The sequence below is a fragment of the Ruegeria sp. BK1 genome (assembly GCF_056535645.1).
In genome coordinates, this window is record NZ_JBQFIS010000002.1 from 235,580 (window position 1) to 259,396 (window position 23,817).

Below are 23,817 nucleotides of genomic sequence, written 5' to 3' on the forward strand. Positions count from 1 at the left end.
CTGCCTGTCCGGACCCAAATCAGGTTCAAGCCTTGTCTCTTTCCATCTGTTCCGGTCTTTCGATTGGGCGGTTGTCATCTCGGTACAAGGCCAAGTGCGCCCGAATGGCGCCGATGCATTCCGGTAGATCGCGGGCAATGGCGGCGTCATAGATCGCCCGATGTTCACGGCGTGTCAACTGAGAGAAGCCAAACCCTTCAATTCGGGACACCGCGCACATTCGGAAGGTGTCGTAGACCGATTTGTAGATCCGCATCAGCAGATCAGAGTTGCACGCCCCCAACAATGTGCTGTGAAACACCCAGTCCTGCCGGGACCAGCGTTTGACAAACGGTGTGACATCTTCTGCTTGCTCCATACGCGCCTCGATATAGTCGAGGTTATGATGTGCCGCGTTCAGCGCCATCTCCCATTCGAAATCGCCCTGTTTCAATGCCAGCTCAACCGCTTCGCATTCCAACACCATTCGCAAGTGTGCCGCCTGTTGGAACGTTTCATCTGAGTGTTCCACGGCGCGAAATCCGTGGTTCTTTTCATTTTCGACAAACCCTTCACCGGCCAGGCGTAACAAAGCTTCGCGCAATGCTGCGGTCGAGCATCCGAATTCGTCTTTCAAGTGCTGTGGTTTCAGCCGCTGGCCGGATTTCCAACGCCCCCAAATCAACCCATCGCGCAGGGTGTCGTAAATATCGGCTGATGACGTGCTGTCAGGGGATATGTCCATGCCAAATGCCCTATGGGGCGGTCGTCATGGGGTCAAGAAATTTTGGCGAGAATTTTCCATTTCATTTTGCGGGCCATGTTTCGGAATTCAGGACTTTTGCATCCACCGAAACATTTGGAAATGGTTGAGACAGCGAAACGCCTCTGTCTCAGGTTACCGATCTTTACCGCGCGGCGGTGGTGACAAAGAAATAGACCCACTCGCCCTTGAAATCCGGGTTGTCCGCACGGACTTCGGCAATGCGGTTCTTGAGGAATTGCAGATAGCCTTCGGCGGGTTCCACCAAGGGCCGCTCTGTCTGGTAAAGCGGCTCGGACGCGGCGAATGCGACGGCGATTTCCTGACCGTAGGGAGGGCCGATGGTGATGAACAAGCCCGGGTCACCCTGTTGCGCCGCGCCGACCTGTAACCGAGCCTTGGCGGGCGTTAGCTCCATCGGGGTGGAGGTGTTGGGTCTGAGGTGGATCACCTGTCCTTCGGCATCGAAGTAATCGACATAGACATAGGCGTCATAGTCGGCACCGGTCAGTTCCAGTACTAGTTGCTGGCCATCAACATAGCGAAAGTCGCGAGCGTGGATATCCTGTCCGATCAGCAGCGGATTGGTGATCTGATCAGTGGATTGCGGCAGGCCCACATCGGCAATCCCGCTGAGCGCGCCACATTGCGGGCGGGGCAGGATACGAATGTTGTCATCCACCCGAATATTGCTGCCCATCTGCGCCTGTAGGGTGGTCAGAACCGGGTTGCGCAGCCCGTCTTCGGGGATATGACCGATGACTTCCAGAGTATTGCTGTCAGGCCGAAACTGCACCTGAAGCCGTGCGCAAGGCACTTGCGCCAGCAGGCCGTCGATCCCATCCCGCAGGTCTTGCGCGCGGGCACCGGCATCCTCAGGTCGCATGAAGCTTTGGATCGCAGCCAGTGAGACCGGGTCGATAGGGCCGTCACCGGTGGTGGAAAAGACCTCGGACGCGCTGGTTTGCGGAACATCGGGGATGGTCTGGGGCAGGGCGACGGGTTCGGGTTGCAGAGGCTGGGCCTCCTGCGCTTTGAGGGTCGCAAGCGGGGTCGTCTGCGCTGGCGGCAGGTTCAGGACGACAGGCTGCGCTGACACTGCAGCCGAAACCAGTTGCACCGCTGCAACCTCAGCCGCTTGCAGCGGCGCGGCTTCGGCGATGGTCTGTGCAATCACTGTGGCCCCGGAATCCTGAGGCGTTAGAGCCTGCGGCGCGGGTTCGGCGGCCACGACGGCTTGCTGTGGCAGGGGCGCGGCGGTGGCAGAAGACTGCGCGATTGCGCTTTGGCCCAGTTGCGCGCCGGTGGCGTCCTCAGCCTGTGCGGCCTCTGGTTCTGGTCGGGCTTCAATGGCCTGACTTTGCTGCACCTGATGTGCGGCAAGCTGCATCCGGGTTTCTGGGACGGGCTGTTCCGCTACGGGATCAGGCTGAACGCTCCAGACAAGGGCAATGGCTCCGCCCACATGCAGCAAGACCGAGCTGACCAACCCGATCCCCCATATAACCGGCCCCCGGTTCACCGCACTGGCCCCGGTGGTGTCACCACAAGCACCACATCGCGCGCGCCCATCGCCTCGAACTGAGCAATCCGGGGTAAGATCGCACGCAGGGCGGCGTCTCGGTGGGCGTTGATGCGGATCAGGACGTCCGGCTGCGTCGTCAGCAACGCCTGAATACGCGGTTCGATCTGGTCGGGTTCAATAGCCTCACCGTCCAGCGCCATGGTTCCGTCAGCGGCAACGGACAGGGTGACGCCACCTGCGGGCATGTCCGCACCGGTCAGGGCTGTGGGTGGTGAAACTTCGAAGGGCGCGGTGGCATCCATGCGACCGATCAGCATGAAGAAGACCAGCAGAAAGAACACAACGTCGATCAGGGCAATGATCGTCTCGGGGTGACGGCGCGGGGTGGGGCGGGTGATCTTCATGGGCGCGCCTCAAGCCGGACCACGCGCATGTTCGCTGCCCCGGCGCCGGTGACAGTATCCATGACCGAGACAAGCGCTTGCAGTTTGGCCCCACCGGTCGGCAGAATGATGACCTGAAGTGCAGGGTTCGCTGTCAGGCGCGCCGTCATCTCATCGGCTAGTGCGTCCAGCGTCATCGCCTGCCCGCGATGATAGGGCGCCCCATCGCCACCAATACGAACCAGCAAGGTTTCCGAACCCGCCTGACCCGACGATGCCTGCACAGGCCGATCGGATTGCGCCAGCGCCGGGATCATGTCGAGGTTCAGATAGGTCGATGTCACCATGAAAAAGACCAGCAGGATCAGCATCACGTCGATCATCGGCACCAACGAGATCAAGGGCCCCGTCGGTTTGCGTCTGTTCAGGCTGAGATCGCTGTCCATCGCCATGATCCTAATGCGCGCCGCGCTCCTCCAACACCATCAGACGGCCAACTGCGTTCTCGATGGATTGCGCGCCGGCCTCGGCCCGGCCCGACAAAAGCGAGGCGCCGATGGCGGCCGGAATGGCAACAACCAGCCCCGCAGCGGTGGTCAGCAACGCTTGCCAGATCCCTCCGGCCAGAACCGAGGCGTTGGCTGCACCCTGCGCCAACTCAAGCTCCTGAAACGATTGGATCATCCCAGTGACCGTGCCCAAAAGCCCCAGCAGGGGTGAGATCATGGCGATCAGCTCCAACACACGCAGCCAGCTGTTCATGGCGGCAAATTCCAGATTGCCGCGTCGGGTCAACTCGGCCATCAGGGCGGGGCCCTTGAAGCCGTCGATCAGCGCCTGCATGGCATAGGCGCAGACCCGGTCGGCAGGGGATTTCCCCGCAGCCACCGCCTGCTGCGCCGCTTGTCGGTCGCCGCCCGACCATTGAACAAAGGCCGCATCCCGCGCCGGTCCGCCCGCGCGCACCGGGGCCAGCTTGATCAATTTGACGACGATCACCGTCAGCGACAGCAGGGACAACAGCCCGAGGATGGCAATGATGGGCCCTCCGGTGCCCAGATTTTCCAAACCCGGCATGGCTTATTGCGCCAGATTGGCAGAGGTCTTGCTGTCCAGCGCCAGCAGCGGGAAGCAATCGACCGGGTCCGCGTTCTGCGGTTTGCAGGCGGGCAGATCGTGCAGCAGAACCTCGGATATGTCGGAACAGTCAATCTCGGGGATCTCGAACAATTTCAAAACCGTCCGTTGCACCGGCAAGGGGGCTGCGTCGATCGACAAGAGCCGGTCAATTACCCCGTTGGTATCAAGGATGGCCAGCGACATCTCGAACGCTTCAAAACTGTTGCCGGTCTGGTTTCGAAACAGAAAGAAGGCCCGGCAGCCGCCGGATTCGCCGGGTTCGAACTTGTTCAGCTCGATGGAAAGCTTGCCGTCCTCGGCCTGCGCAGTGACAGCGGCAAGCGACAGCGCAATGGCCGCGAATAGTCGTGATTTCATTCTTCTCCCCATTTTCCGATCTGGCAGTCTTGTTGACCAAACTCGCAAGCCCGTTTGCCGGTGAGACGCGGACCGGGCTTGTCTGATCATTGCAGCAACACCCCGCAGCCGAGAAGAAAAAAATTCCCGTGCAAGACAACTAACTTGGTTAGACATAAGAAAAAACGCGCCTCGGCGCTGGTGCGACCAAGTCATGTCGCAAAAAAAACGTATTTATTAGGTTTGACTTTACGCCGGGTATGCGGCTGATTCATCACAGTGACTGCGCATGATGTGCGAAATGTGAGAAAATGTCGTGGCCTTGTGAAGTAGTTCATTTAGGTCGTCAACGATATCACGTTAAGCGGTGCCAACAAACAGACAAGTGGTGAATAACCGCGATGTTATTGGGGAGAGTATGAATTTATCGTCTTATCTGGAGCCCAGAAGCGAAGACCAGCCAAGCGGAGAAAACCTGGAATACGATCCGGCGTTTACCGATCTGGAAATTGCCGCGCAGCCCGGTGAAGAACGGCAGATGGGTGACGAGGTGGTCGCCGCCGAAGAACAGGATTGGGCTGAAGTCGAGACCAAGGCGCTGGCGGTCATGGAACAAAGCCACGATCTGCGCGCAGCAATCTATCTGGCCGAGGCCGTGTTGCACACCAAGGGTCTGCCCGCGTTTGCGACGACCCTGAACTATGCGAAATCCCTGCTTGAGGATTTCTGGGACACTTGCCACCCTGAGTTGGACGAAGACGATGGCGACGCCACGATGCGGATCAACGCGGTGCGTGGTCTGGCCTCGACCGACCGGATGGTGCGGGCGCTGCGGCGCACCGGTCTAACCGACAGCCGCATGTTCGGGCGCATGACCCTGCGCCATCTGGATGTTGTGGATGGCAGGATCAACATGCCCGCCGATCTGGATGATATACCGGATGCCAACGGCGTTGCGGCGGCCTTCAAAGATACCGATGACGAGGTTTTGGCGGCCAATGCCGAAGCAGTGTCTGCTGCGCTGGAAGATGTGGGTGCGATTGATGCGGTGTTTACGGACAAGACACCGGGCGAAGGCCCCAATCTGGACCCGCTGATCGAGGCGCTGAAAAGCATCCGACAGGCCTTGGCAAAATATGCCGATGTAGGCGAGGTTGCCGCCGAAGATGTGGCCGATACAAGTGCCCCCGCCGCAGCCACGGCTGCTGCAGGCGGGGCCGGTGCCGCGGCTCCTGCGGGTGGCGGTGCGATCAACTCGCCTGATGATGTAACCCGGATGCTGGATCGCATCATGGACTATTACGCGCGGTGCGAGCCCTCCAGCCCGCTGCCGGTTCTGCTGGAACGCGCCAAGCGGCTGGTCAACGCGGACTTTCTTACGATTATCGAAGATATGGCCAAGGAAGGTCTGGACGAAGTGCGCCAGATTGGCGGCCTGAAAACCGATGATGATGACCATGGATTTTAATCCACTTCCGGCAAGGCCGGGGCGTGGATGGACACAAAAAACTGACGGATGAATCGAGGAGCAACAGATGGCTGACAGTTCACAAAAATTCATAGCCCGGAACAGGGCTCCGAGGGTTCAGATCGAATATGATGTGGAGCTTTACGGCGCCGAGAAAAAGGTACAGCTGCCCTTCGTCATGGGCGTCATGAGCGATCTGGCGGGCAAGTCCGAGGTGGAACAGCCTGCTGTTGCCGACCGGAAATTCCTGGAAATTGACGTCGACAATTTCGACGACCGGATGAAGTCTATGGCCCCGCGTGCCGCCTTTACCGTGCCCAACACGCTGACCGGTGAGGGCAATCTGGCCGTGGATATCACTTTTGAAAGCATGGATGATTTCAGCCCCGCCGCCATCGCGGCCAAGGTCGCACCGCTGAAAGAGCTGCTGGATGCGCGCACACAGCTGTCCAACCTGATGACCTATATGGACGGGAAAACCGGGGCCGAAGATCTGATCTCGAAAATCATGCAGGACCCAAGCCTGCTGAAGACACTTGCTGCGCAGCCCAAACCGGGCGGCGACGCTGCCGAGGAGGAATAAAAGATGGCCGATCAAGAAGCCAAGGTAGAAGCCACTGAGGGCGCAACAGCGTTCGGGTCCTCGGAATTCGAGGCTCTGCTGACCAAGGAATTCCGCCCGAAATCGGATCAGGCGAAAACCGCCGTTGAAAGCGCGGTCAAGACGCTGGCCGAACAGGCGCTGGCCAATACCGGCCTGATCTCGGACGACGCGCTGCGCTCGATCGAAGGGATTATTGCCGAGATCGACAAAAAGCTGACCGAACAGGTCAACCTGATCCTGCACCATGAAGAATTCCAGCAGATGGAAAGCGCGTGGCGCGGTCTGCACTATCTGGTGAACAACTCTGAAACCGACGAGATGTTGAAAATCCGCGTGATGAACATCTCGAAGAAAGACATGCACAAGACCCTGCGCAAGTTCAAAGGGACGGCATGGGATCAATCGCCGATCTTCAAGAAGCTCTATGAGGAAGAATTCGGCCAGTTCGGTGGCGAGCCCTATGGCTCGCTGGTGGCCGATTATCATTTCGACCACAGCCCACAAGATATTGAGCTGTTGGGCGAGATGTCCAAGATCGCAGCCGCAGCCCATGCGCCGCTGATCACTGGGGCCAAGCCCAGCCTGTTCCAGATGGACAGTTGGTCAGAACTGGCCAACCCGCGCGATCTGACCAAGATCTTCCAGACCCCGGAATACGCCGCATGGCGGTCCCTGCGCGAAAGCGAGGATTCGAAATATGTTGGTCTGGCGATGCCGCGTTTCCTGGGTCGTCTGCCCTATGGCTCCAAAACAGAACCGGTCGAGGAGTTTGCGTTTGAGGAAGATACCAGCGGCGCCAACAGCGACAGCTATAGCTGGGTCAACGCGGCCTATGGCATGGCGGTGAACATCAACCGGTCGTTCAAGGAATATGGCTGGTGCTCGCGCATTCGCGGTGTGGAAAGCGGCGGTACGGTCGAAGGCCTACCCGCGCATACATTCCCGACCGACGATGGCGGCGTGGACATGAAGTGCCCGACCGAGATTGCAATCTCGGACCGGCGCGAGGCGGAACTGGCCAAGAACGGCATGATGCCTCTGATCCACCGCAAGAACACCGACTCGGCCACGTTTATCGGCGCGCAGTCGCTGCACAAGCCTGCCGAATATGACGACCCGGATGCCAGCGCCAACGCCAATCTGGCCGCGCGTCTGCCTTATCTGTTCGCCACCTGCCGTTTTGCGCATTACCTGAAATGCATGGTGCGCGACAAAGTCGGGTCGTTCAAAAGCCGTCAGGACATGGAAAGCTGGTTGCAGGAATGGATCAACCAGTATGTTGACTTCAACGCCGACATTTCCGCCGAAGCCGAGAAGGCACGCAAGCCGCTGGCCTCGGCCGAGGTTGTGGTCGAAGACGTCGAGGGCAACCCCGGCTATTACTCCTCCAAGTTCTTCCTGCGGCCGCATTATCAGCTTGAGGGCCTGTCGGTATCGCTGCGCCTCGTGTCTAAGCTGCCGTCTGAAAAGTCCGGTTAAATCAAAAACTTCGACGGCATGTGAAGTGGTTCACTGCCGTCGAATCAAACCTCGCATATCTCAGTGACATCACTAGTCCTTAAAGGAAGGTAAAATGGAAAACGTATTCATCAAAATGGACTTCCCCGGTGAAGCCCGTGAAAAACAACACTCTGGCTGGATCGCTTGTAAAGAGATCAGCTGGGAAGTTGCGCGCACCCTGGATATGGGTGACATGGGCACGACCCAACGTGGATACGCAAACGCGAATTTCGGTAAGGTCTCATTGACGACTGAACTGAGCCAGGCCTCGGCCAAGCTGATGACGTATGTTGCCTCGGGCCGCGCCAACAAAGAGATGAAAATTCACCTCTGCCGGTCGGGCGATGACGAAAAGAAGGGCATGGAGCCTTACCTGATCTTCACCCTGCGCGACGCCATCGTCGACAGCTATTCGGTCTCGGGTGGTGAGGAATCGATCCCGTCGGAAAACTGGACTGTTGCCTATCGCGGTATCTCGATCAAATACCGCATTGCCGATTTCAGAGACGGCAAGCTCAGCGATTGCAACGAGTTCAAGTGGAACCTGGAAACCGGCGACGTCAGCTGATTTCCTCCACGATCCGGGCTTTGGCGGTATGTGCCGCCCAAGCCCACACTACCCATTTCTGACCATACGAGGGCCGCATGACGCCGGAAGACCATCTAAGAACAGGCGATCTGACTGCCACGCTTGCCGCCCTGCAAGACAAGATCCGCGCAAATCCCGCAGATGCCAAGCTGCGGATTTTCCTGTTTCAGCTTCTTTGCGTTCTGGGTGACTGGAAACGTGCGATCACCCAGTTGAAGCTGAGCGCGGAAATGGACGAAGCGGCCACGATGATGGCCAAGACCTACCGCGAGGCAATCATCTGCGAGGTGTACCGCGAAAAAGTCTTTGCGGCGGAAAAGACACCGATGATCTTTGGCGAACCCGAAGAGTGGCTGGCCCATCTGATCGAGGCCCAGAAGCTTACCGCAGGCGGCAATTTCGATCAGGCTGCCGTGATGCGCGCCAAGGCTTTTGACGCCGCTCCTGCCACTTCGGGCACAGTGAATGGTGAGCCGTTCGAATGGATTGCCGATGCGGATATGCGGCTGGGTCCTGTGCTTGAGGTCATCGTGAACGGGCGATATTTCTGGCTGCCTTTCGCGCAGATTGCACGGCTTGAAATCGAGCCTCCCAGCGACCTGCGCGACGCGGTCTGGACCGCCTGCACTCTGACCGTGGCCAGCGGCGGTGAGATCGCTGCGCTGATCCCAACGCGCTATCCCGGCACAACCCAGCAGGGTGACGACGCCGCGCGGCTGGCAAGAGCCACAAGTTGGATGGATGCGGGGTCCGAAACATTTGTGGGTCTGGGCCAGCGTCTGCTGACGACGGATCAATCGGATGTTGCGCTTCTGGACGTGCGCGAACTGGTACTGAACGTGGCCACCGAGGCCGGGGAAGCGGCAGGAGATGGCTGAGAAGACCCTTGCCGAACGCCTTCAGCCTTCGCTGCTGGACCGGCTGACTGACAATGCGCCGGACCAGTTGAAAGAAGGGCGCGACGCGCGGGTCATCGACGTCGGGCGTCTGCGCGAGATTATCCAGCGCGACCTGTCGTTGCTGCTCAATACCACCGATCAGTCCGATCTGATTGATGAAGATATCTATCCCAACGCGGCCAAATCGGTTCTGAACTATGGCATCCGCGAAACCTCGGGAGCGTTTTCGACCTTGCGGCAGGCGCAGCGTATTCAGCGCTCGATTTCAGATGCGATTGAGGCGTTCGAGCCCCGGATCGTCAAGGGTTCGGTCTCGGTTGATTTGCGCTCTGAAAAGGGATCGGGCGAGATGCACGTGGAATATGACATCCGTGCCGTGATGTGGGCGCAGCCAATGCCGCTGGAACTCTATCTGCGCAGCCGGGTCGATGTAACGACCGGCGAAGTCGCAATCGAGCGGAGCTAGCGAGATGGACACACGGCTTCTGAAACACTACGAAACCGAATTGGCCTTTCTGCGTGAAATGGGGGCCGAGTTCGCGGCGGCCTATCCCAAGATCGCATCCCGTCTGGGCATGGAGGGGATCGAGGTCGTCGACCCCTATGTGGAACGTCTGCTGGAAGGCAGCGCTTTTCTGGCCGCGCGGGTGCAGCTTGAGCTTGAGATGCAGTTCCCGGCCTTTACGTCGAACCTGCTGGAAATTGTCTATCCCCATTATCTCGCGCCAACGCCGTCCATGATGGTGGTGCAGTTCGAACCGGATGTGGCCAATGCGGCGCTGAAGGAAGGTTATGACATTCCGCGCGGCACACCGTTGCGTTCGCATCTGGCTGAGGGCGAACAGACCGCCTGCGAGTTCCGCACCTCAGCGGACATGACCATGTGGCCGATCGAGATTACCGAGGCCGAATATATCGACGGTCGCGGTGAGCTGGTCGCGGCAGGAGTGGCTAGGGATACCGAGGCACGGGCCGGTATTCGCCTAAGGCTGAACCGCACCGACGGCGCGCCGATGGCAGAGCTGGCTCTGGACAACCTGGTGCTGCATCTGGACACGCAAGGCGGCAAGGCCTGGTCACTGCATGAATTGCTGGCGACCCAATGCGTGGGCCTGACCGGGCGTTCGACCGATCGCCGCGCCGATTGGGCTGTGCGTTTGCCCGCGGCGGATGTGACCCCCAAAGGGTTTGAACGCGACGAGGCCCTGTTGCCGACCCCACGCCAGTCCTTTGACGGCTACCGCCTGCTTCAGGAATATTTTGCCATGCCCGAACGGTTCCTGTTCGTGGAACTGACAGGTCTGCAGCCGGCTTTGCAGAATTCGGCAGGCACGGATGTCGATATCTATATTCTCTTGCAGGACGGTATGCGCGATGTGGCCCCAGCGGTCACCCCTGCGGCTTTTGCGCTGAACGCAGTTCCGGCGGTGAATCTGTTCCACCGCCGCTGCGACCGGGTGCATCTGACGCAGATGGACACGCAGCACCATGTGGTGCCGAACAGGACGGCCGGTCTGGACTACGAGATTTTCTCGATCCAGCGTGTCATCGGCATCAAATCAGATGATGAGGGCGACATCCCCTTCCGCCCCTTCTACAGCGACACAGACCTGACCGCAGCGGGCGACAACCACAGTGCCTATTACACGATCAAGCGGCGGATGCGGCAGCGCAACGAAAAGGAACGCCTGCGCGGGGTACGCACGTCCTATCTGGGGTCCGAAGTCTATCTTTCTTTGGTGGACCGGGCCGAGGCGCCGTATCCCGGCACGCTGGATCAGCTTGCGGTCGAGGCGCTGTGTTCGAACCGTGACCTGCCGATGCTGCTGGCAGCCGGTGGGGCGGATGTGTTTCATCTGCCCGAAGGTGGCCCGGTCAAATCAGTACGCACGCCGGTAACGCCGACCCGGCCCCATGCCACGTTGGCGCAGGGCGACGCGGCGTGGAAACTAATCAGTCATCTCAGCCTGAACTACCTATCCATCTCGGGCGATGGCAAGGAGGGCGGAGCCGGGGCGCTGCGCGAATTGCTGGGCATTTACGCGCCGTTGGGTAACCGCGTGACCGAGAAACAGCTTGAGGGCGTCGTTTCGGTCAACAGCCGCCCGATCGTGCGACGCATGAGCGACGAGGTGATAAGCACCGCCGTACGCGGGCTCGAGATCACGCTGGGCTTTGACGAAAGCTTTTACGAAGGCACCAGCGTCTACGTTCTGGGCGCAGTGCTGGAACGGTTTTTCCGCAAATACACCACGATCAACAGTTTCACGGAAACCGTTCTGAAGACCGAAAGACGAGGAGAGATTGCCAGATGGCGACCGGCAGCGGGTCTGGGCAGGGTCATTTGAACCTGCTTGCCGCTCTGGCGGCGCATCCTGAAAGGCATCACGTCTTTCAGGCGCTTCGCGTGATCGAGGCGCATTATGCTGACGCGCCACGTCTTGGGGAATCGCGCCGCCCGCGCGAGGACAAAGTGCGGCTGGGGCAAGAGGTCTCGCTGGCTTTCCCGCCCAGCACGCTGACCCGGTTCCAACCGGCCTCGGATGATGCACCGGGAAAGCTGAGCAACTTGTTCTTTGGCTATTTCGGCCCGCAGGGGCCCTTGCCGCTGCATCTGACCGAATTTGCCCGCGACCGGCTGCGCAACCACCGCGACCCGACCTTTGTGGCCTTTGCCGACATGCTGACGCACCGGATGCTCAGCCTGCTGTATCGCGCCTGGTCTGCCGCCGAACCCGCACCCAGCTTTGATCGCGGCGATGATCCCTTTGAACAAAGGGTGGCCGCACTGGCCGGGTACAAAGGCACCGGCTTCGATAATCGAGACGCGATGTCGGACATGTTGCGGCGCTTCTTTGCGGGGCATTTGGGGTCAGGTACCAAAACGGCTGAAGGCCTGATCGCCATCCTGTCCGACTATTTCGGCGTCGAGGCACATGTGCAGCAATTCGTCGGCACCTGGCTGGAGCTAGAGCCCGACGACACATGGCAATTGGGTGCACCTGCGCGGCTGGGGCAATCCACCAGTATCGGCAACCGGGTCTGGTCGCGGTCTGCTAAGTTTCGCATCCGTCTGGGGCCCGTCTCGCTGGAGGACTACAAACGCCTGCTGCCTGGCGGGGTGTCGCAAAAACGTCTTGAAGCGATCCTGCGCACCTATGTCGGTGACACGCTGGATTGGGAGGTCAATCTGGTGCTGGCCGGTGACGAGGTGCCGCGCGCCTCGCTGGGCGGTACAACCCAATTGGGCCACACAAGCTGGATTAGAACCCGCGATGACCCGGACGAGGCCCGCCCGGATGCAGAGGATCTGATCCTATACCCCGGATACATGAACCAAGAATTCGAGGCCGACAAATCGGCCCCCAACGAGAGGTATTGAAGATGACGGAAATCAGCCGCGTGTCGCTGTTCGGCAAGCTGAACAAGCTGGGCTATCAGGCGATCGAAGGGGCCACCGTGTTCTGTAAGATGCGGGGCAACCCTTATGTCGAAATCCAGCACTGGCTGCACCAGATCCTGAACGGTCAGGACAGTGATATTCACCGCATCATCCAGCACTATGATTTGGACCCCGGCAAGATCGCGTCCGAACTAACTCGTTCGCTGGACATGCTGCCGCGTGGGGCGTCCTCGATCTCGGACCTGTCGGACCATCTGATGGACGCGATGGAGCGGGGCTGGGTCTGGGGCTCGCTTCTGTATTCCGACAGCAAGGTGCGCACCGGCTATCTGATCCTTGGTATGCTGAAGACGCCTGCGTTGCGCAACATTCTGGCCAGCATGTCGCCGGAACTGGCCAAGATCGGTGCCGATGATCTGGCCGACAAGTTTGCCGAAGCCACCGATGGCTCGCCCGAGGACACGCTGGGCGCGCAGGATGGTTCAAACGTCGGTGGCGGGGCCGAGCCTGGCGAGGCCAGCGGCGCGATGGCCCCCGGTGCCATGGGCAAGGGTGAGGCGCTGGAGCAGTTCTGCACCGACCTGACAGAACAGGCTCGCAATGGTGAGATTGATCCGATCGTGGGTCGTGACGAAGAAATTCGACAGATCGTCGATGTGTTGATGCGCCGCCGTCAGAACAACCCGATCCTCACGGGTGAGGCCGGGGTGGGTAAGACCGCCGTTGTCGAAGGGTTCGCTTTGCGGATTGCGCGTGGCGATGTGCCGCCTGCGCTGAAAGATGTGCGCCTGCTGGTGCTGGATGTGGGTCTGTTGCAGGCTGGTGCCAGCATGAAGGGCGAGTTTGAAAACCGTCTGCGTCAGGTGATTGACGAGGTGCAGGCCAGCCCAACGCCGATTGTGATGTTTGTCGATGAAACCCACACTCTGGTCGGCGCTGGCGGCGCGGCTGGCACGGGCGACGCGGCCAACCTGCTGAAACCGGCGCTTGCACGGGGCACGTTGCGCACCATCGGCGCGACCACATGGGCCGAGTACAAGAAATACATCGAAAAAGACCCGGCTCTGACCCGGCGATTCCAAGTCGTGCACGTCGAAGAGCCCGATATCCCCAAGGCGGTTTTGATGATGCGCGGCATTGCCTCAATGCTGGAAAAACACCACCGCGTGCAGGTATTGGATGAGGGGATCGAAGCGGCGGTGACTCTGTCCGCTCGCTATATCCCCGCGCGGCAATTGCCGGACAAATCGGTCAGCTTGCTGGACACGGCCTGCGCGCGGGTCGCGGTGTCTCAGCACGCGGTTCCGGCCGAGGTCGACGACAGCCAGCGCCGGATTGAGGCTCTGACCACCGAGTTGGAGATAATCGAACGGGATGAAACTGCTGGATATGACGTCGCCGACCGGCGCGAGGCCGTGAATGCCGCAAAAGAGGCGGAAGAGGCGCGGTTGGCCGAACTCAACGGGCGATGGGAAGCCGAAAAGAAAGTGGTCGAAGACATCCTCGATCTGCGGGCTAAACTGCGCGCTGGCGGACAGGAGGTCGAAGGCACCGGCACCGCCGAAGGCGAAGCCGCGACCGAAGAAGCACCGGGTGCACAGCCCATCGACCGCGACGCGCTGCTTGCGGAACTCAAGGCCAAGAACACCGAGTTGGAAGAGGTGCAGGGCGACAGCCCCCTGATCCTGCCCATCGTTGATCATCAGGCCGTGGCCAGCGTTGTCGGCGACTGGACCGGTATACCCGTGGGTCGCATGGTCAAGGATGAGATCGAGACGATCTTGAACTTAGAAGACCGTCTGGCGCAGCGCGTCATCGGTCAGGATCACGCGATGAAGATGATCGCCAAGCGGGTGCAGACCAGCCGCGCGGGGCTCGATAACCCGAACAAGCCCATAGGTGTCTTTATGCTCGCAGGTACCTCGGGTGTCGGTAAAACCGAAACCGCGCTGGCGCTGGCTGAGGTGCTTTACGGGGGTGAACAGAACGTCATCACCATCAACATGTCCGAATATCAGGAGGCCCATACGGTCAGCAGCCTGAAAGGCGCGCCTCCGGGTTATGTCGGCTATGGCGAGGGTGGTGTTTTGACCGAGGCGGTGCGACGTAAGCCGTATTCCGTGGTGCTGTTGGATGAGGTCGAAAAGGCCCATCCCGACGTGCACGAGATCTTCTTTCAGGTCTTCGACAAGGGCGTGATGGAGGATGGCGAGGGCCGTGTGATCGACTTCAAAAACACGCTGATTCTGCTGACCTCGAATGTCGGCACCGAAATGATCATGGATATGTGCGCAGATCCCGACCTGATGCCCGAACCCGAAGGCATGGCCAAAGCGCTGCGCGATCCGCTGCTGAAAGTGTTCCCGCCCGCCCTTTTGGGACGTCTGGTGACGATCCCCTATTACCCGCTTAGCCCCGATATGCTGGGCGAGATCACCAAGCTGCAACTGGGCCGCATCAAGAAACGCGTGCAAGAGGCCCACGGCGTGCCGTTCGAGTACACGGATGCGGTGGTCGAAGAGATCGTCAACCGCTGTCAGGAGTTGGACAGCGGTGGGCGCATGATTGACGCGATTGTGACCAACACGATGCTGCCCGACATATCTGCCGAATTCTTGCGTCGTATGATGGAAGGGCACGAGGTGTCGAAAGTCACGATCGACGTCAAGGACAATGATTTCACCTATGGTTTTGACTGATCCCCGGCCACACCGGGCAGAAAAAACTCTGTTCTGAAATTGAGTTCACAGAAGGCGCCTTAAGAACTGTGGTTGTTTGAGGCGTCACTGCAAAAGGGAAAGGAAAACCAGTGGTTAAACACGTTGTCATGGACATGAAAAAGGTCCCCATCAAGGTAACAGGCCTTGAGATGGTGAAACCACCAGAACTGTCGTTCAAAGTGGTTGTCGAGCTGGACAAGAAGATGGAAAAAGGTGTCGAGAAAGACCCTCTTTTGCAGCAGGAATTTCAGGCCTCGGCCAGCGAGGTTTTGGAGCAGACCAAGAAGACGATCGAACAGAAATGCAAGGTGTTCGACAAAGCGTTTGTTCAGATGGTTAACAAGGGCGCATCCGACAAGGACATGCAAAAGCAGCTCAAGGGTCTGAACGACGCGATCAAGAATGACATGAAGATCGCTGAAAAAGGCGCTGAGCTGGCCGCGCAAAAGGCGTGGACCAAGCTTCAGGCCAAGAAAAAGGAATGGAAGAAGTTCAAGATCAAGGTTGCAGTGTCCATTGCAGGCACCGTGGCTGGTCTGGCTGTGTCCATTGCGGCGATGGCGACCTCTCCGTTCTCGGGGGGCGCGGGGGCCGCGTTCGGCATTCTTGGGCTGATCAAATCTGGTGTATCGCTGGCCAAGGATATCGGCAAGCTTGCAACGGATATCGATACTGCCAAGAAACACCTGTTGGTCGAGTTGAAGGTAGTTGAGAAAGCCGCCCAGAACAAAGGCCTTTACGCCGCAAACGAAATTTCCGCCGCCGTGCTGAATGAATTCGTGGGCGTCGCACAACCTTCGATCAAGACCGTCGAAGATGCGGCGGATACGCTCAAGGCGAAATACGCCCAGATGGTCGTCAAGGTGCATGATCTGTCCAAAAAGCTGAACAAGGTCCTGAAGGAACAAGACAAGCTTAAGGCCGAGTTCTTGAAAGAGGTTGCCAGCAAGCTGAAGAAGCATCCGGTGAAGGACAAAAAGGCCCAGTTGACCATGATCAGTAAGGCTTTGGACACTGCATTGGCACCCAATTACAAGGCGGTCGATGAAGCGATCAGCAAGGTCCAGATAATGTATGCGGACACGCGGACATGGGCCCCGAAGATCAAGGACCTGATGAAGCGCGTCGCACAGTTGAAGATCAAGGACCCCAAGGGCCTCAAGGTCTTCCGCGAAGGACTGAAATTTGCCGCGCTGGCCACATCGCCGATCGACGGAAACGCGATTGCGAACACCACCAAGGATCTGGCTTTGGGTGTCGGCGGCGCGGTTGGCGGGTATGCTTATGACAAGATCACCAGCAAGGCGCTGGACGGAACGGTGTTTGACGCCGCCTGACGCAGGTCAGGGTAAAGAATACGGGGCGCGCGGGTAGGACCGTGCGCCCCGAACGGACGACAGGAGGCAAAGTTGGAAACCGGAATCGGAAAGGGTGAAACGCTCCGTGATGCTGTGCGCGAATTTGTCGAGCGCAGGACGGTCACGAACACGATTTTGGGTGTGATTATCTTCAACGCGATCACGCTGGGCCTGTCCACCTCGTCGTCGATTCAGGCCAATATCGGTCATATCCTGAGCGTTTTCGACCAGATTGTTCTGGGCATCTTCGTCACCGAGCTGCTGCTGAAATTCTACGCCTATCGGATGAGCTTTTTCAGCAATGCCTGGAACATCTTTGACCTTGTGGTGGTGACACTGGGCCTGTTGCCCAACCGCGATGGCCTATCCGCCCTGCGGGGGTTGCGGGTCATCCGCGCGATGCGCTTGCTGTCGGTCATTCCGCAGATGCGATCCGTGGTGCAGGCATTGCTGGACGCGCTGCCAGGGATGGGCGCGGTGATCATCATGATTTCGATCGTGTTCTATGTCTTTGCCGTCATGGCCACGCTGATGTACGGTCCCGATTTCCCGGAATGGTTCGGCACGCTTGGTCGGTCTCTTTACACGCTGTTTCAGGTCATGACGCTGGAAAGCTGGTCCATGGGCATCGTGCGCCCTGTGATGGAGGTGCATCCCACCGCATGGATATTCTTTGTGCCCTTCATCGTCATCACTGCGTTTTCGGTGCTGAACCTGTTCATCGGTCTGCTGGTCAACACGATGCAATCGGCGGTGGAGGATGATGCGGTCGAGGAGTTCTCTCACCTTCGGGATCTGGTGCGCAGTGAAACAGATATCGTGGACGACCGGGTGAAAGAGCTGCTGGTCGAGGTCAGAGCCCTGCGCAGCGAAGTGGCGGAATTGAAAGGACAGGGGGATGGCTGACAATTCCCAGAAATTCATCGCGCGCAACAGGGCGCCGCGGGTTCAGATCGAATATGATGTCGAGCTTTACGGCGCCGAAAAGAAGGTGCAATTGCCCTTCGTGATGGGCGTTATGAGCGATCTGTCCGGGAAATCCAAGGCCGAGACACCCTCGATATCCGACCGCAAGTTTCTTGAGATCGACGTCGACAATTTCGACGACCGCATGAAGGCGATGGCCCCGCGTGTCGAATTTGCCGTGCCCAACACGCTGACCGGCGAGGGCAACCTGTCTGTCGATCTGACCTTCGAGAAGATGAGCGATTTCAGCCCTGCACAGATCGCTTCGAAGATCGAGCCATTGCAGAAACTGCTTGAGGCCCGGACACAACTGGCCACGTTGTTGGCCTATATGGATGGCAAGGCCGGGGCCGAGGCGCTGATCGAAAAGATCCTGGCCGACCCGGCTTTGCTGGCGACATTGGCCAACAGCCCGGTTGACGCGCAGGACAGCCAATCGACGCTGGACGCCCTACGCGAAATGGCCCCGGAAGACGCGCCTCAGGACACTGCGGTCGCCGATGCGCTGGCCTCATTGCCCGAAGCCGAGGACACAGCGCCCCGGGGCGAGACCTCGGATGTCTTGTCCGAGTTGTCCGCTGCAGCCCCCGAGAGCGCGCCGGAAGATACAACTGTGCAGGATGCGCTGGCCTCTGTTCCAGACGCGGTTGACGCCGATGCCGAACCCGATGTCACCGCCGGAGTGCTGTCCGGCCTTGCCAACGCCGCCCCCGACGAGGTCCCGCAGGACACTGCAATCGAAGATGCGTTGGCGTCTATCCCCGAGACTGAGGAACAAGACGCGACAGATGACAGCGCGGATATCCTCTCGGAACTTGCCGACGCGGCGCCCGAGGATGAGGAGGATACCAGCCTCGATGATCTGCTCGGCGATCTTGCCGATATGGCTCCGGATGACGCCGCCGAAGATACCTCTGCCGCCGATGCTTTGGCCTCACTACCCGATGCGGTCGCGGAGGAAGATGCGGATGACAGCGAAGACATCCTCTCGGACCTTGCCGACGCCGCACCTGAGGATGAGGACGAGGATACCAGTCTCGACGATCTGCTCGGCGACCTTGCCGATATGGCTCCGGATGAGGACGTTGAAGATACCTCTGCCGCCGACGCTTTGGCCTCACTGCCTGACGCGGTAACAGAGGACGACGCGGATGACAGCGAAGACATCCTCTCGGACCTTGCCGACGCTGCACCTGAGGATGAGGACGAGGATACCAGCCTCGACGATCTGCTCGGCGATCTTGCCGATATGGCTCCGGATGGGGACGACGAAGACATTTCTGCTGCCGATGCTCTGGCCTCACTACCCGATGTGGTCGCGGAGGAAGATGCGGATGACAGCGAAGATATCCTCTTGGACCTCGCCGACGCTGCACCCGAGGAGGAGGACGAGGATACCAGCCTCGACGACCTGCTCGGCGATCTCGCTGATTTGGCTCCGGATGGGGGCGAAGAAGACACTTCTGCTGCCGATGCTTTGGCCTCTCTGCCCGATGCGGTCGCGGCTGAAGACGTAGATGACAGCGAAGATATCCTCTCAGAACTTGCCGACGCCGCACCTGAGGATGAGGACGAGGATACCAGTCTCGACGATCTGCTCGGCGACCTTGCGGATTTGGCTTCAGACGACGAAGACAGCGACGAGACTGACGATATTTTGTCTGAACTCAGTGACGCGACGCCCGAGGAGGAAGACGAAGATACCAGCCTTGATGACCTGCTGGGTGATCTGGCCAATATGGCGTCGGATGATGATGACGCCGAGGACAGTTCGACTGATGATGCCTTGGCGTCTTTGCCCGATGTGACGGAGGACGAGGATGAAGGCATGGATCTGGACGATCTGCTGGCGGATCTTGCAGATGAATCTGAACAGTCAGACGAAGATGAGACGGATGATATTCTGAGCGCTCTCCCGGATATTGAAGAGGACGCGGATGCAGATGACCTCGACGATATTCTGGGCGATCTGGCGGATACCGCGCCAGAGGAGGACGAAGACGCCAGCCTCGACGGTCTGCTGGATGATCTGACAGCAGAGGATGAAGACACGCCAGAGGATGATTTGGATGCGCTTCTGGCGGATCACACCTCTGACGATGATCTGGACCTCGATAGCCTGCTGGCTGATGACGCGGACGAAGCGGACGACGGGGATGAGTTCGATCTGGACAGCTTGCTGGGCGATGACGACGAGCCTGCCTCGGACGATACGGACGATACGGACGATTTCGACCTCGACGGTCTGCTGGCCGAGGATGATGATACAGATGATACCTCGGCGCCGGATGGGGCCCAACCGGATGGTGAACCGGTGCTGGCCTTTGGCCGCATGAGCGCCGACCGGCCCGAACCTGAACAGTTGAAACGAAGCCGATTCCGCATTGCCATCTTTGGCGATTTCTCGGGTCGTGCGGCACGGGGTGAGATGGAAACAGGCGATGCGCTGGCTGCGCGTGCGCCGATCCTGCTGGACCCCGATACGGTCGAAGATGTGATCTCAGGCTTTGCCACCACGCTGGTTCTGCCTATCGGCAAGGACGGCGCGGGGATCGAGGTCAAGCTGACCGAACTGGACGATCTGCACCCTGACGAACTTTATGAAAAGGTCGCGCTGTTCGAAGGGCTGTCGGGCTTGAAAGGCCAGCTTGGGGCCGGAGCAACCGCCGAGCATGCGGCGAAACAGTTGACCGCTTGGGGCGAGGAATTCGGACGGGCCGTGGTTCCACCGCGCAAGACTTCGGGTGGCAATACCGTGCGGGCCGACTTGAAGCTCAGCGATTTTCAGAAGTTGATCGGAGATACGAGCGGAGAGCTGGCGCAGCCTTCTCCGGTGGATGATCTACTGAAACGGGTGGTCGGGCCGCATATTCGCAAACTACCAAGCCCGGATGTTGCAGCGATGAAAACAGCAGTGGATGAGGCGCTGAGTGCGGCGATGCGCATGGTTCTGCATCATCCCGAATTCCAGTCGATCGAGGCGCAGTGGCGCAGTCTGGACCTGATCGCGCGCAGCGTTGAGGATGACGATACGCTGGACGTGATCCTCTATGATGTCTCAGCCGAGGAAATTGGTGCCGATCTGGCCTCGGAGGAAGATCTGGCGCAGACCGGTTTGGTCCGGCTGCTGACCGAGGGGCCGTTGGATGAGGAAAACGGGCGCGGCGGCTATTCCGCCCTGATCGGGCTTTATACGTTCGAGGAAACCCCCCCTCATGCCGAGTTGCTGGGACGTATCGGCCGGGTAGCCGCTCATGTGGATGCGCCTTTCATCAGCGCAATCACGCCCGCCTATTTGGACGTCAAGAAAGAGGACCGCCACCCGCTAGTGGTCAAGGCCTGGGACACGTTCCGCGCCATGCCTGAGGCCGGGCATGTAGGCCTTGCCTCGCCGCGCTTTTTACTACGTCGGCCCTATGGGGCCAAATCCGAGCCCATCTATGAGTTTGAGTTCGAGGAATTCACCCAAACCGAAGGTCTGCGTGGCATGCTATGGGCCAATCCGGCGGTTCTAGTAACGATCCTGCTGGCGCGGTCCTTCAAACAGAATGGTAAGGCGATGAACCTCGGCTCGGTTATGAGCCTGGGCGGGGTGCCCTATCATTTCGTTAACGACCGCTATGGCGATCAGGTGGCGTTGCCTTGTACCGAACGCAACCTGTCGCTGGACAAGCACGAACATTCGGTTCAGCGGGGCTATATGCCGGTGCTTTCCGTCAAGGGACGGGATGAGATCCGGCTGGGATCATTCAACTCGGTTGCAGGACAAGAACTTCTGGGGCCATGGTCAGGCGTTCCCGCCCCGGCGCCGTCGCCCGATATCCCCGCGGAACCCGAGTCTGAAGACACCCCCGCCGAGGAGGATTTCAATCTAGACGATCTGGGGCTGGACGACGATACCGGTTCTGACGATGACGCGTCGGATGATGTTGATGATTTGGACGACTTCCTTGCTTCCTTCGATAACGACACCGATGAAGACGAGGATGATGATGAAATGGACCCGGAGCTGGCCGCTCTGCTGGCCGATCTATAACGGCGTGTCCAACGCGATTTGGAAGGATTAGGAAATGTCTGACAATCTGCAAAGCAAGGAATGGCCGCTTCGGATCACCGGCAGTTACAAGTACAAGGAAGAAGAGCTCGTCATCCGCCGCGCGATCATCAACGAGAAGATGGGCGAGTTGACCGAGATACAGGTTGAGTTGCTGTCGTCGGACAAGACCATCAAGCTGGAAGAGCTGCTGGGTAAAATCCTGACGATCCACATGGCCTCGAGCGAGGGGAAAGAGCGCAAGTTCACCGGCACGATCGTGCGCGTTGAACGGCTGGCGCTGCGGGATGGGTTCGTGCATCTGCTGGCCGAGCTACGTCCGTGGTTCTGGATGCTTCAACAGACCACCAACAGCCGCATCTTTCAGAACATGTCGGTCGTCAAGATCATCGAGGACGTTTTCAAAGCACACGGGTTCTCGGATTTCCAGAAGAAGCTAAGCGGAACCTATGAACAACGGGAATATTGCGTCCAGTACCGGGAAACCGATTTCGACTTTGTCTCACGCCTGATGCAAGAAGAGGGCATCTATTACTTCTTCGACTATGCCAAGGCGAATAACAAATATGAAACGTTGGTCCTGTGTGACGGGCTGTCGGGACACACGCCGCTGACCGGAATGTCGGAGCTGTTTTACCGGGCGGGCGACGACTACAAACAGCGCCTGCCCGACAGTGTGACCGAATGGGCCACCGCACAGCAGATCGTTCCCGGTGTCGTTGCCTTGGGCGATTTCAATTTTGAGACACCCAGTGCCAAAATGGCCTCGGTGTCGAAAACCATCCTTTCGCCCGATCACAAGCACAATAAATATGAGCTGTACGACACGCCCGGTCATTACAGCGACGCCAACAAGGGCAAGCCGCGCGCGCAGGTTCGGATGGAGGCTGAAGAAACCGAATATGACCGCCGCCGGGGTCGTGCCTCGGTCCGGGCGATGGAGGTCGGAAAGACCTTCACCCTGAAGGAACATCCCGACAAGGATCAGAACCAGGAATATCTGGTCACGGCAGCCACCTTCTATTTGCAGACGACCGAAGGCTACGGATTTGTAAAGAACGAAAAGGATCTGGATACGGGTGCGCTGGAGTTTCCTGAAGACAACAGCGAAATGTATATGGTTGAGTTCGACGTTCAGCCCAAGAAGGTCCAGTATCGCAACGCCCGTACCACGCCCTGGCCGGAGATTGCTGGATTGCACACCGCAATTGTCACCGGCCCAGCGGGCAAAGAAATTTACACCGACAAATATGGCCGGATCAAAGTGCAGTTCCACTGGGACCGTGTAGGTAAAAAGGACGAGAAGACCTCGTGCTGGGTGCGTGTTGTCACCCCGTGGTCCGGTAAGAACTGGGGCATGATCCACATCCCGCGGATTGGGCAGGAGGTCGTCATCCAGTTCGAAGAGGGCGACCCCGACAGGCCCATCTGCACCGGCATGTTGTATAATGCCGAAACGATGCCGCCCTATGATTTGCCGGCAAACCAGACGCAGTCCGGTATCAGGACCCGGTCGTCAGAAAAGGGCAAAACCGACACGTTCAACGAGCTGATGTTCGAGGACAAAGCGGGGGCGGAACTGGTGCGCTTTCAGGCGCAGAAGGACCATGAAAAGCTGGTAAAGAACAAATCCACCATCACCATCGGCTATGACAAGCTGGACACGGGCGGCAATGGAGGCGACGGCTGTCTAAGCCAGGTGGTCAAGAAAGACGTTGATGAGACGATCAAGGAAGGTGATCACACGTTCACGATCGAAAAGGGCAATCAGGACGTTTTCATCAAGACCGACCAGACGGAAACGGTCGAAGGGAAATCCACCCGAACCGTCACCGGCAACAACACCGAGACGATTAAGCAGGGCAACAAGACAACGACCGTGAAAATGGGGAACATTCAGGTCGACGCCAAAGCCGGGAAAATCACCATAACCGCGATGCAGTCGATCGAGCTTAAGGTCGGGACCTCTTCGATCAAGCTGGACCCGACCAGTATCACTGTCAAAAGCACGATGATCAACGTTCAGGCGAACGCCAAGCTTGACGCAAAAAGCCCACTGACGACGGTCAGCGGCGATGCTATGCTGACCCTCAAGGGTGGCGTGACGATGATTAACTAGGGGTCGGATGG

At 58.9% G+C, this 23,817-nt stretch carries 19 protein-coding genes and 1 pseudogene; 14 read left to right on the forward strand and 6 right to left on the reverse strand.

What is annotated here, in order from left to right; translation table 11 throughout:
• Positions 1–25: 25 nt before the first annotated feature.
• The 6 genes from ACR3E7_RS19570 to ACR3E7_RS19595 all read right to left on the reverse strand — a co-directional run bounded on the left by ACR3E7_RS19570 (position 26) and on the right by ACR3E7_RS19595 (position 4,147).
• Positions 26–724, reverse strand: a complete 699-nt coding sequence (locus tag ACR3E7_RS19570) for a GntR family transcriptional regulator (RefSeq protein WP_170783621.1) — start codon at positions 722–724, stop codon at positions 26–28.
• Positions 725–887: 163 nt separating this feature from the next.
• Positions 888–2,231: a DUF4384 domain-containing protein gene (locus ACR3E7_RS19575; protein WP_480504724.1), complete on the reverse strand. Its 1,344-nt coding sequence runs from the start codon at positions 2,229–2,231 to the stop codon at positions 888–890.
• Positions 2,232–2,260: 29 nt separating this feature from the next.
• A complete protein-coding gene (locus tag ACR3E7_RS19580) occupies positions 2,261–2,671 on the reverse strand; it encodes an ExbD/TolR family protein (RefSeq protein ID WP_170783618.1) in 411 nt (136 codons plus the stop codon).
• Positions 2,668–3,096: an ExbD/TolR family protein gene (locus tag ACR3E7_RS19585; RefSeq protein ID WP_480504722.1), complete on the reverse strand. Its 429-nt coding sequence runs from the start codon at positions 3,094–3,096 to the stop codon at positions 2,668–2,670. Before ACR3E7_RS19585 ends, ACR3E7_RS19580 begins: the two co-directional genes overlap by 4 nt.
• A 10-nt stretch (positions 3,097–3,106) precedes the next feature.
• Positions 3,107–3,727 carry a MotA/TolQ/ExbB proton channel family protein gene (locus tag ACR3E7_RS19590; protein ID WP_480504720.1) on the reverse strand — a complete coding sequence of 207 codons (621 nt, stop codon included), beginning with the start codon at positions 3,725–3,727 and terminating at the stop codon, positions 3,107–3,109.
• Positions 3,728–3,730: 3 nt separating this feature from the next.
• Entirely contained in the window at positions 3,731–4,147 is a 417-nt protein-coding gene (locus ACR3E7_RS19595; protein WP_170775560.1) for a hypothetical protein, read from the reverse strand.
• 397 nt (positions 4,148–4,544) lie between these two features.
• Between ACR3E7_RS19595 and tssA the strand changes: the two genes are divergently transcribed.
• The 14 genes and pseudogenes from tssA to ACR3E7_RS19665 all read left to right on the forward strand — a co-directional run bounded on the left by tssA (position 4,545) and on the right by ACR3E7_RS19665 (position 23,806).
• Positions 4,545–5,594 carry a type VI secretion system protein TssA gene (gene tssA / locus ACR3E7_RS19600; protein WP_480504718.1) on the forward strand — a complete coding sequence of 350 codons (1,050 nt, stop codon included), beginning with the start codon at positions 4,545–4,547 and terminating at the stop codon, positions 5,592–5,594.
• A gap of 67 nt (positions 5,595–5,661) precedes the next feature.
• A complete protein-coding gene (gene tssB, locus ACR3E7_RS19605; protein WP_170356373.1) occupies positions 5,662–6,177 on the forward strand; it encodes a type VI secretion system contractile sheath small subunit in 516 nt (171 codons plus the stop codon).
• A 3-nt stretch (positions 6,178–6,180) separates the two neighbouring features.
• On the forward strand, positions 6,181–7,677 hold the full coding sequence (gene tssC, locus ACR3E7_RS19610) for a type VI secretion system contractile sheath large subunit (protein WP_170775556.1): 1,497 nt from the start codon (positions 6,181–6,183) through the stop codon (positions 7,675–7,677).
• A gap of 94 nt (positions 7,678–7,771) precedes the next feature.
• On the forward strand, positions 7,772–8,266 hold the full coding sequence (locus ACR3E7_RS19615) for an Hcp family type VI secretion system effector (RefSeq protein ID WP_170775553.1): 495 nt from the start codon (positions 7,772–7,774) through the stop codon (positions 8,264–8,266).
• A gap of 77 nt (positions 8,267–8,343) precedes the next feature.
• Positions 8,344–9,165: a type VI secretion system accessory protein TagJ gene (locus ACR3E7_RS19620; RefSeq protein WP_170789073.1), complete on the forward strand. Its 822-nt coding sequence runs from the start codon at positions 8,344–8,346 to the stop codon at positions 9,163–9,165.
• Positions 9,158–9,652 (forward strand): type VI secretion system baseplate subunit TssE, encoded by a 495-nt coding sequence (gene tssE / locus ACR3E7_RS19625; RefSeq protein WP_170775549.1) that lies wholly within the window; start codon positions 9,158–9,160, stop codon positions 9,650–9,652. Before ACR3E7_RS19620 ends, tssE begins: the two co-directional genes overlap by 8 nt.
• 4 nt (positions 9,653–9,656) lie before the next feature.
• A complete protein-coding gene (gene tssF, locus ACR3E7_RS19630) occupies positions 9,657–11,534 on the forward strand; it encodes a type VI secretion system baseplate subunit TssF (RefSeq protein ID WP_480504715.1) in 1,878 nt (625 codons plus the stop codon).
• Positions 11,498–12,568, forward strand: a complete 1,071-nt coding sequence (gene tssG, locus ACR3E7_RS19635; RefSeq protein ID WP_170789078.1) for a type VI secretion system baseplate subunit TssG — start codon at positions 11,498–11,500, stop codon at positions 12,566–12,568. The genes tssF and tssG overlap by 37 nt, the downstream gene beginning before the upstream one ends.
• Before the next feature lie 2 nt (positions 12,569–12,570).
• Complete coding sequence (gene tssH, locus ACR3E7_RS19640) at positions 12,571–15,288, forward strand: type VI secretion system ATPase TssH (RefSeq protein ID WP_480504713.1); 2,718 nt, start codon at positions 12,571–12,573, stop codon at positions 15,286–15,288.
• A 110-nt stretch (positions 15,289–15,398) separates the two neighbouring features.
• Positions 15,399–16,646, forward strand: a complete 1,248-nt coding sequence (locus ACR3E7_RS19645; protein ID WP_331252395.1) for a hypothetical protein — start codon at positions 15,399–15,401, stop codon at positions 16,644–16,646.
• Positions 16,647–16,718: 72 nt separating this feature from the next.
• A complete protein-coding gene (locus ACR3E7_RS19650; protein WP_170775539.1) occupies positions 16,719–17,573 on the forward strand; it encodes an ion transporter in 855 nt (284 codons plus the stop codon).
• Positions 17,566–18,066: pseudogene (gene tssB / locus ACR3E7_RS19655) on the forward strand (type VI secretion system contractile sheath small subunit); the annotation flags it as partial. The gene ACR3E7_RS19650 and the pseudogene tssB (ACR3E7_RS19655), both read left to right, overlap by 8 nt.
• A 633-nt stretch (positions 18,067–18,699) precedes the next feature.
• Positions 18,700–21,669, forward strand: a complete 2,970-nt coding sequence (locus ACR3E7_RS19660; protein WP_480506658.1) for a type VI secretion system contractile sheath domain-containing protein — start codon at positions 18,700–18,702, stop codon at positions 21,667–21,669.
• 34 nt (positions 21,670–21,703) lie between these two features.
• The gene (locus ACR3E7_RS19665; RefSeq protein ID WP_170789084.1) at positions 21,704–23,806 is read left to right on the forward strand and encodes a type VI secretion system Vgr family protein; all 2,103 of its coding nucleotides are present in this window, start codon (positions 21,704–21,706) and stop codon (positions 23,804–23,806) included.
• The last annotated feature ends 11 nt before the right edge of the window (positions 23,807–23,817 follow it).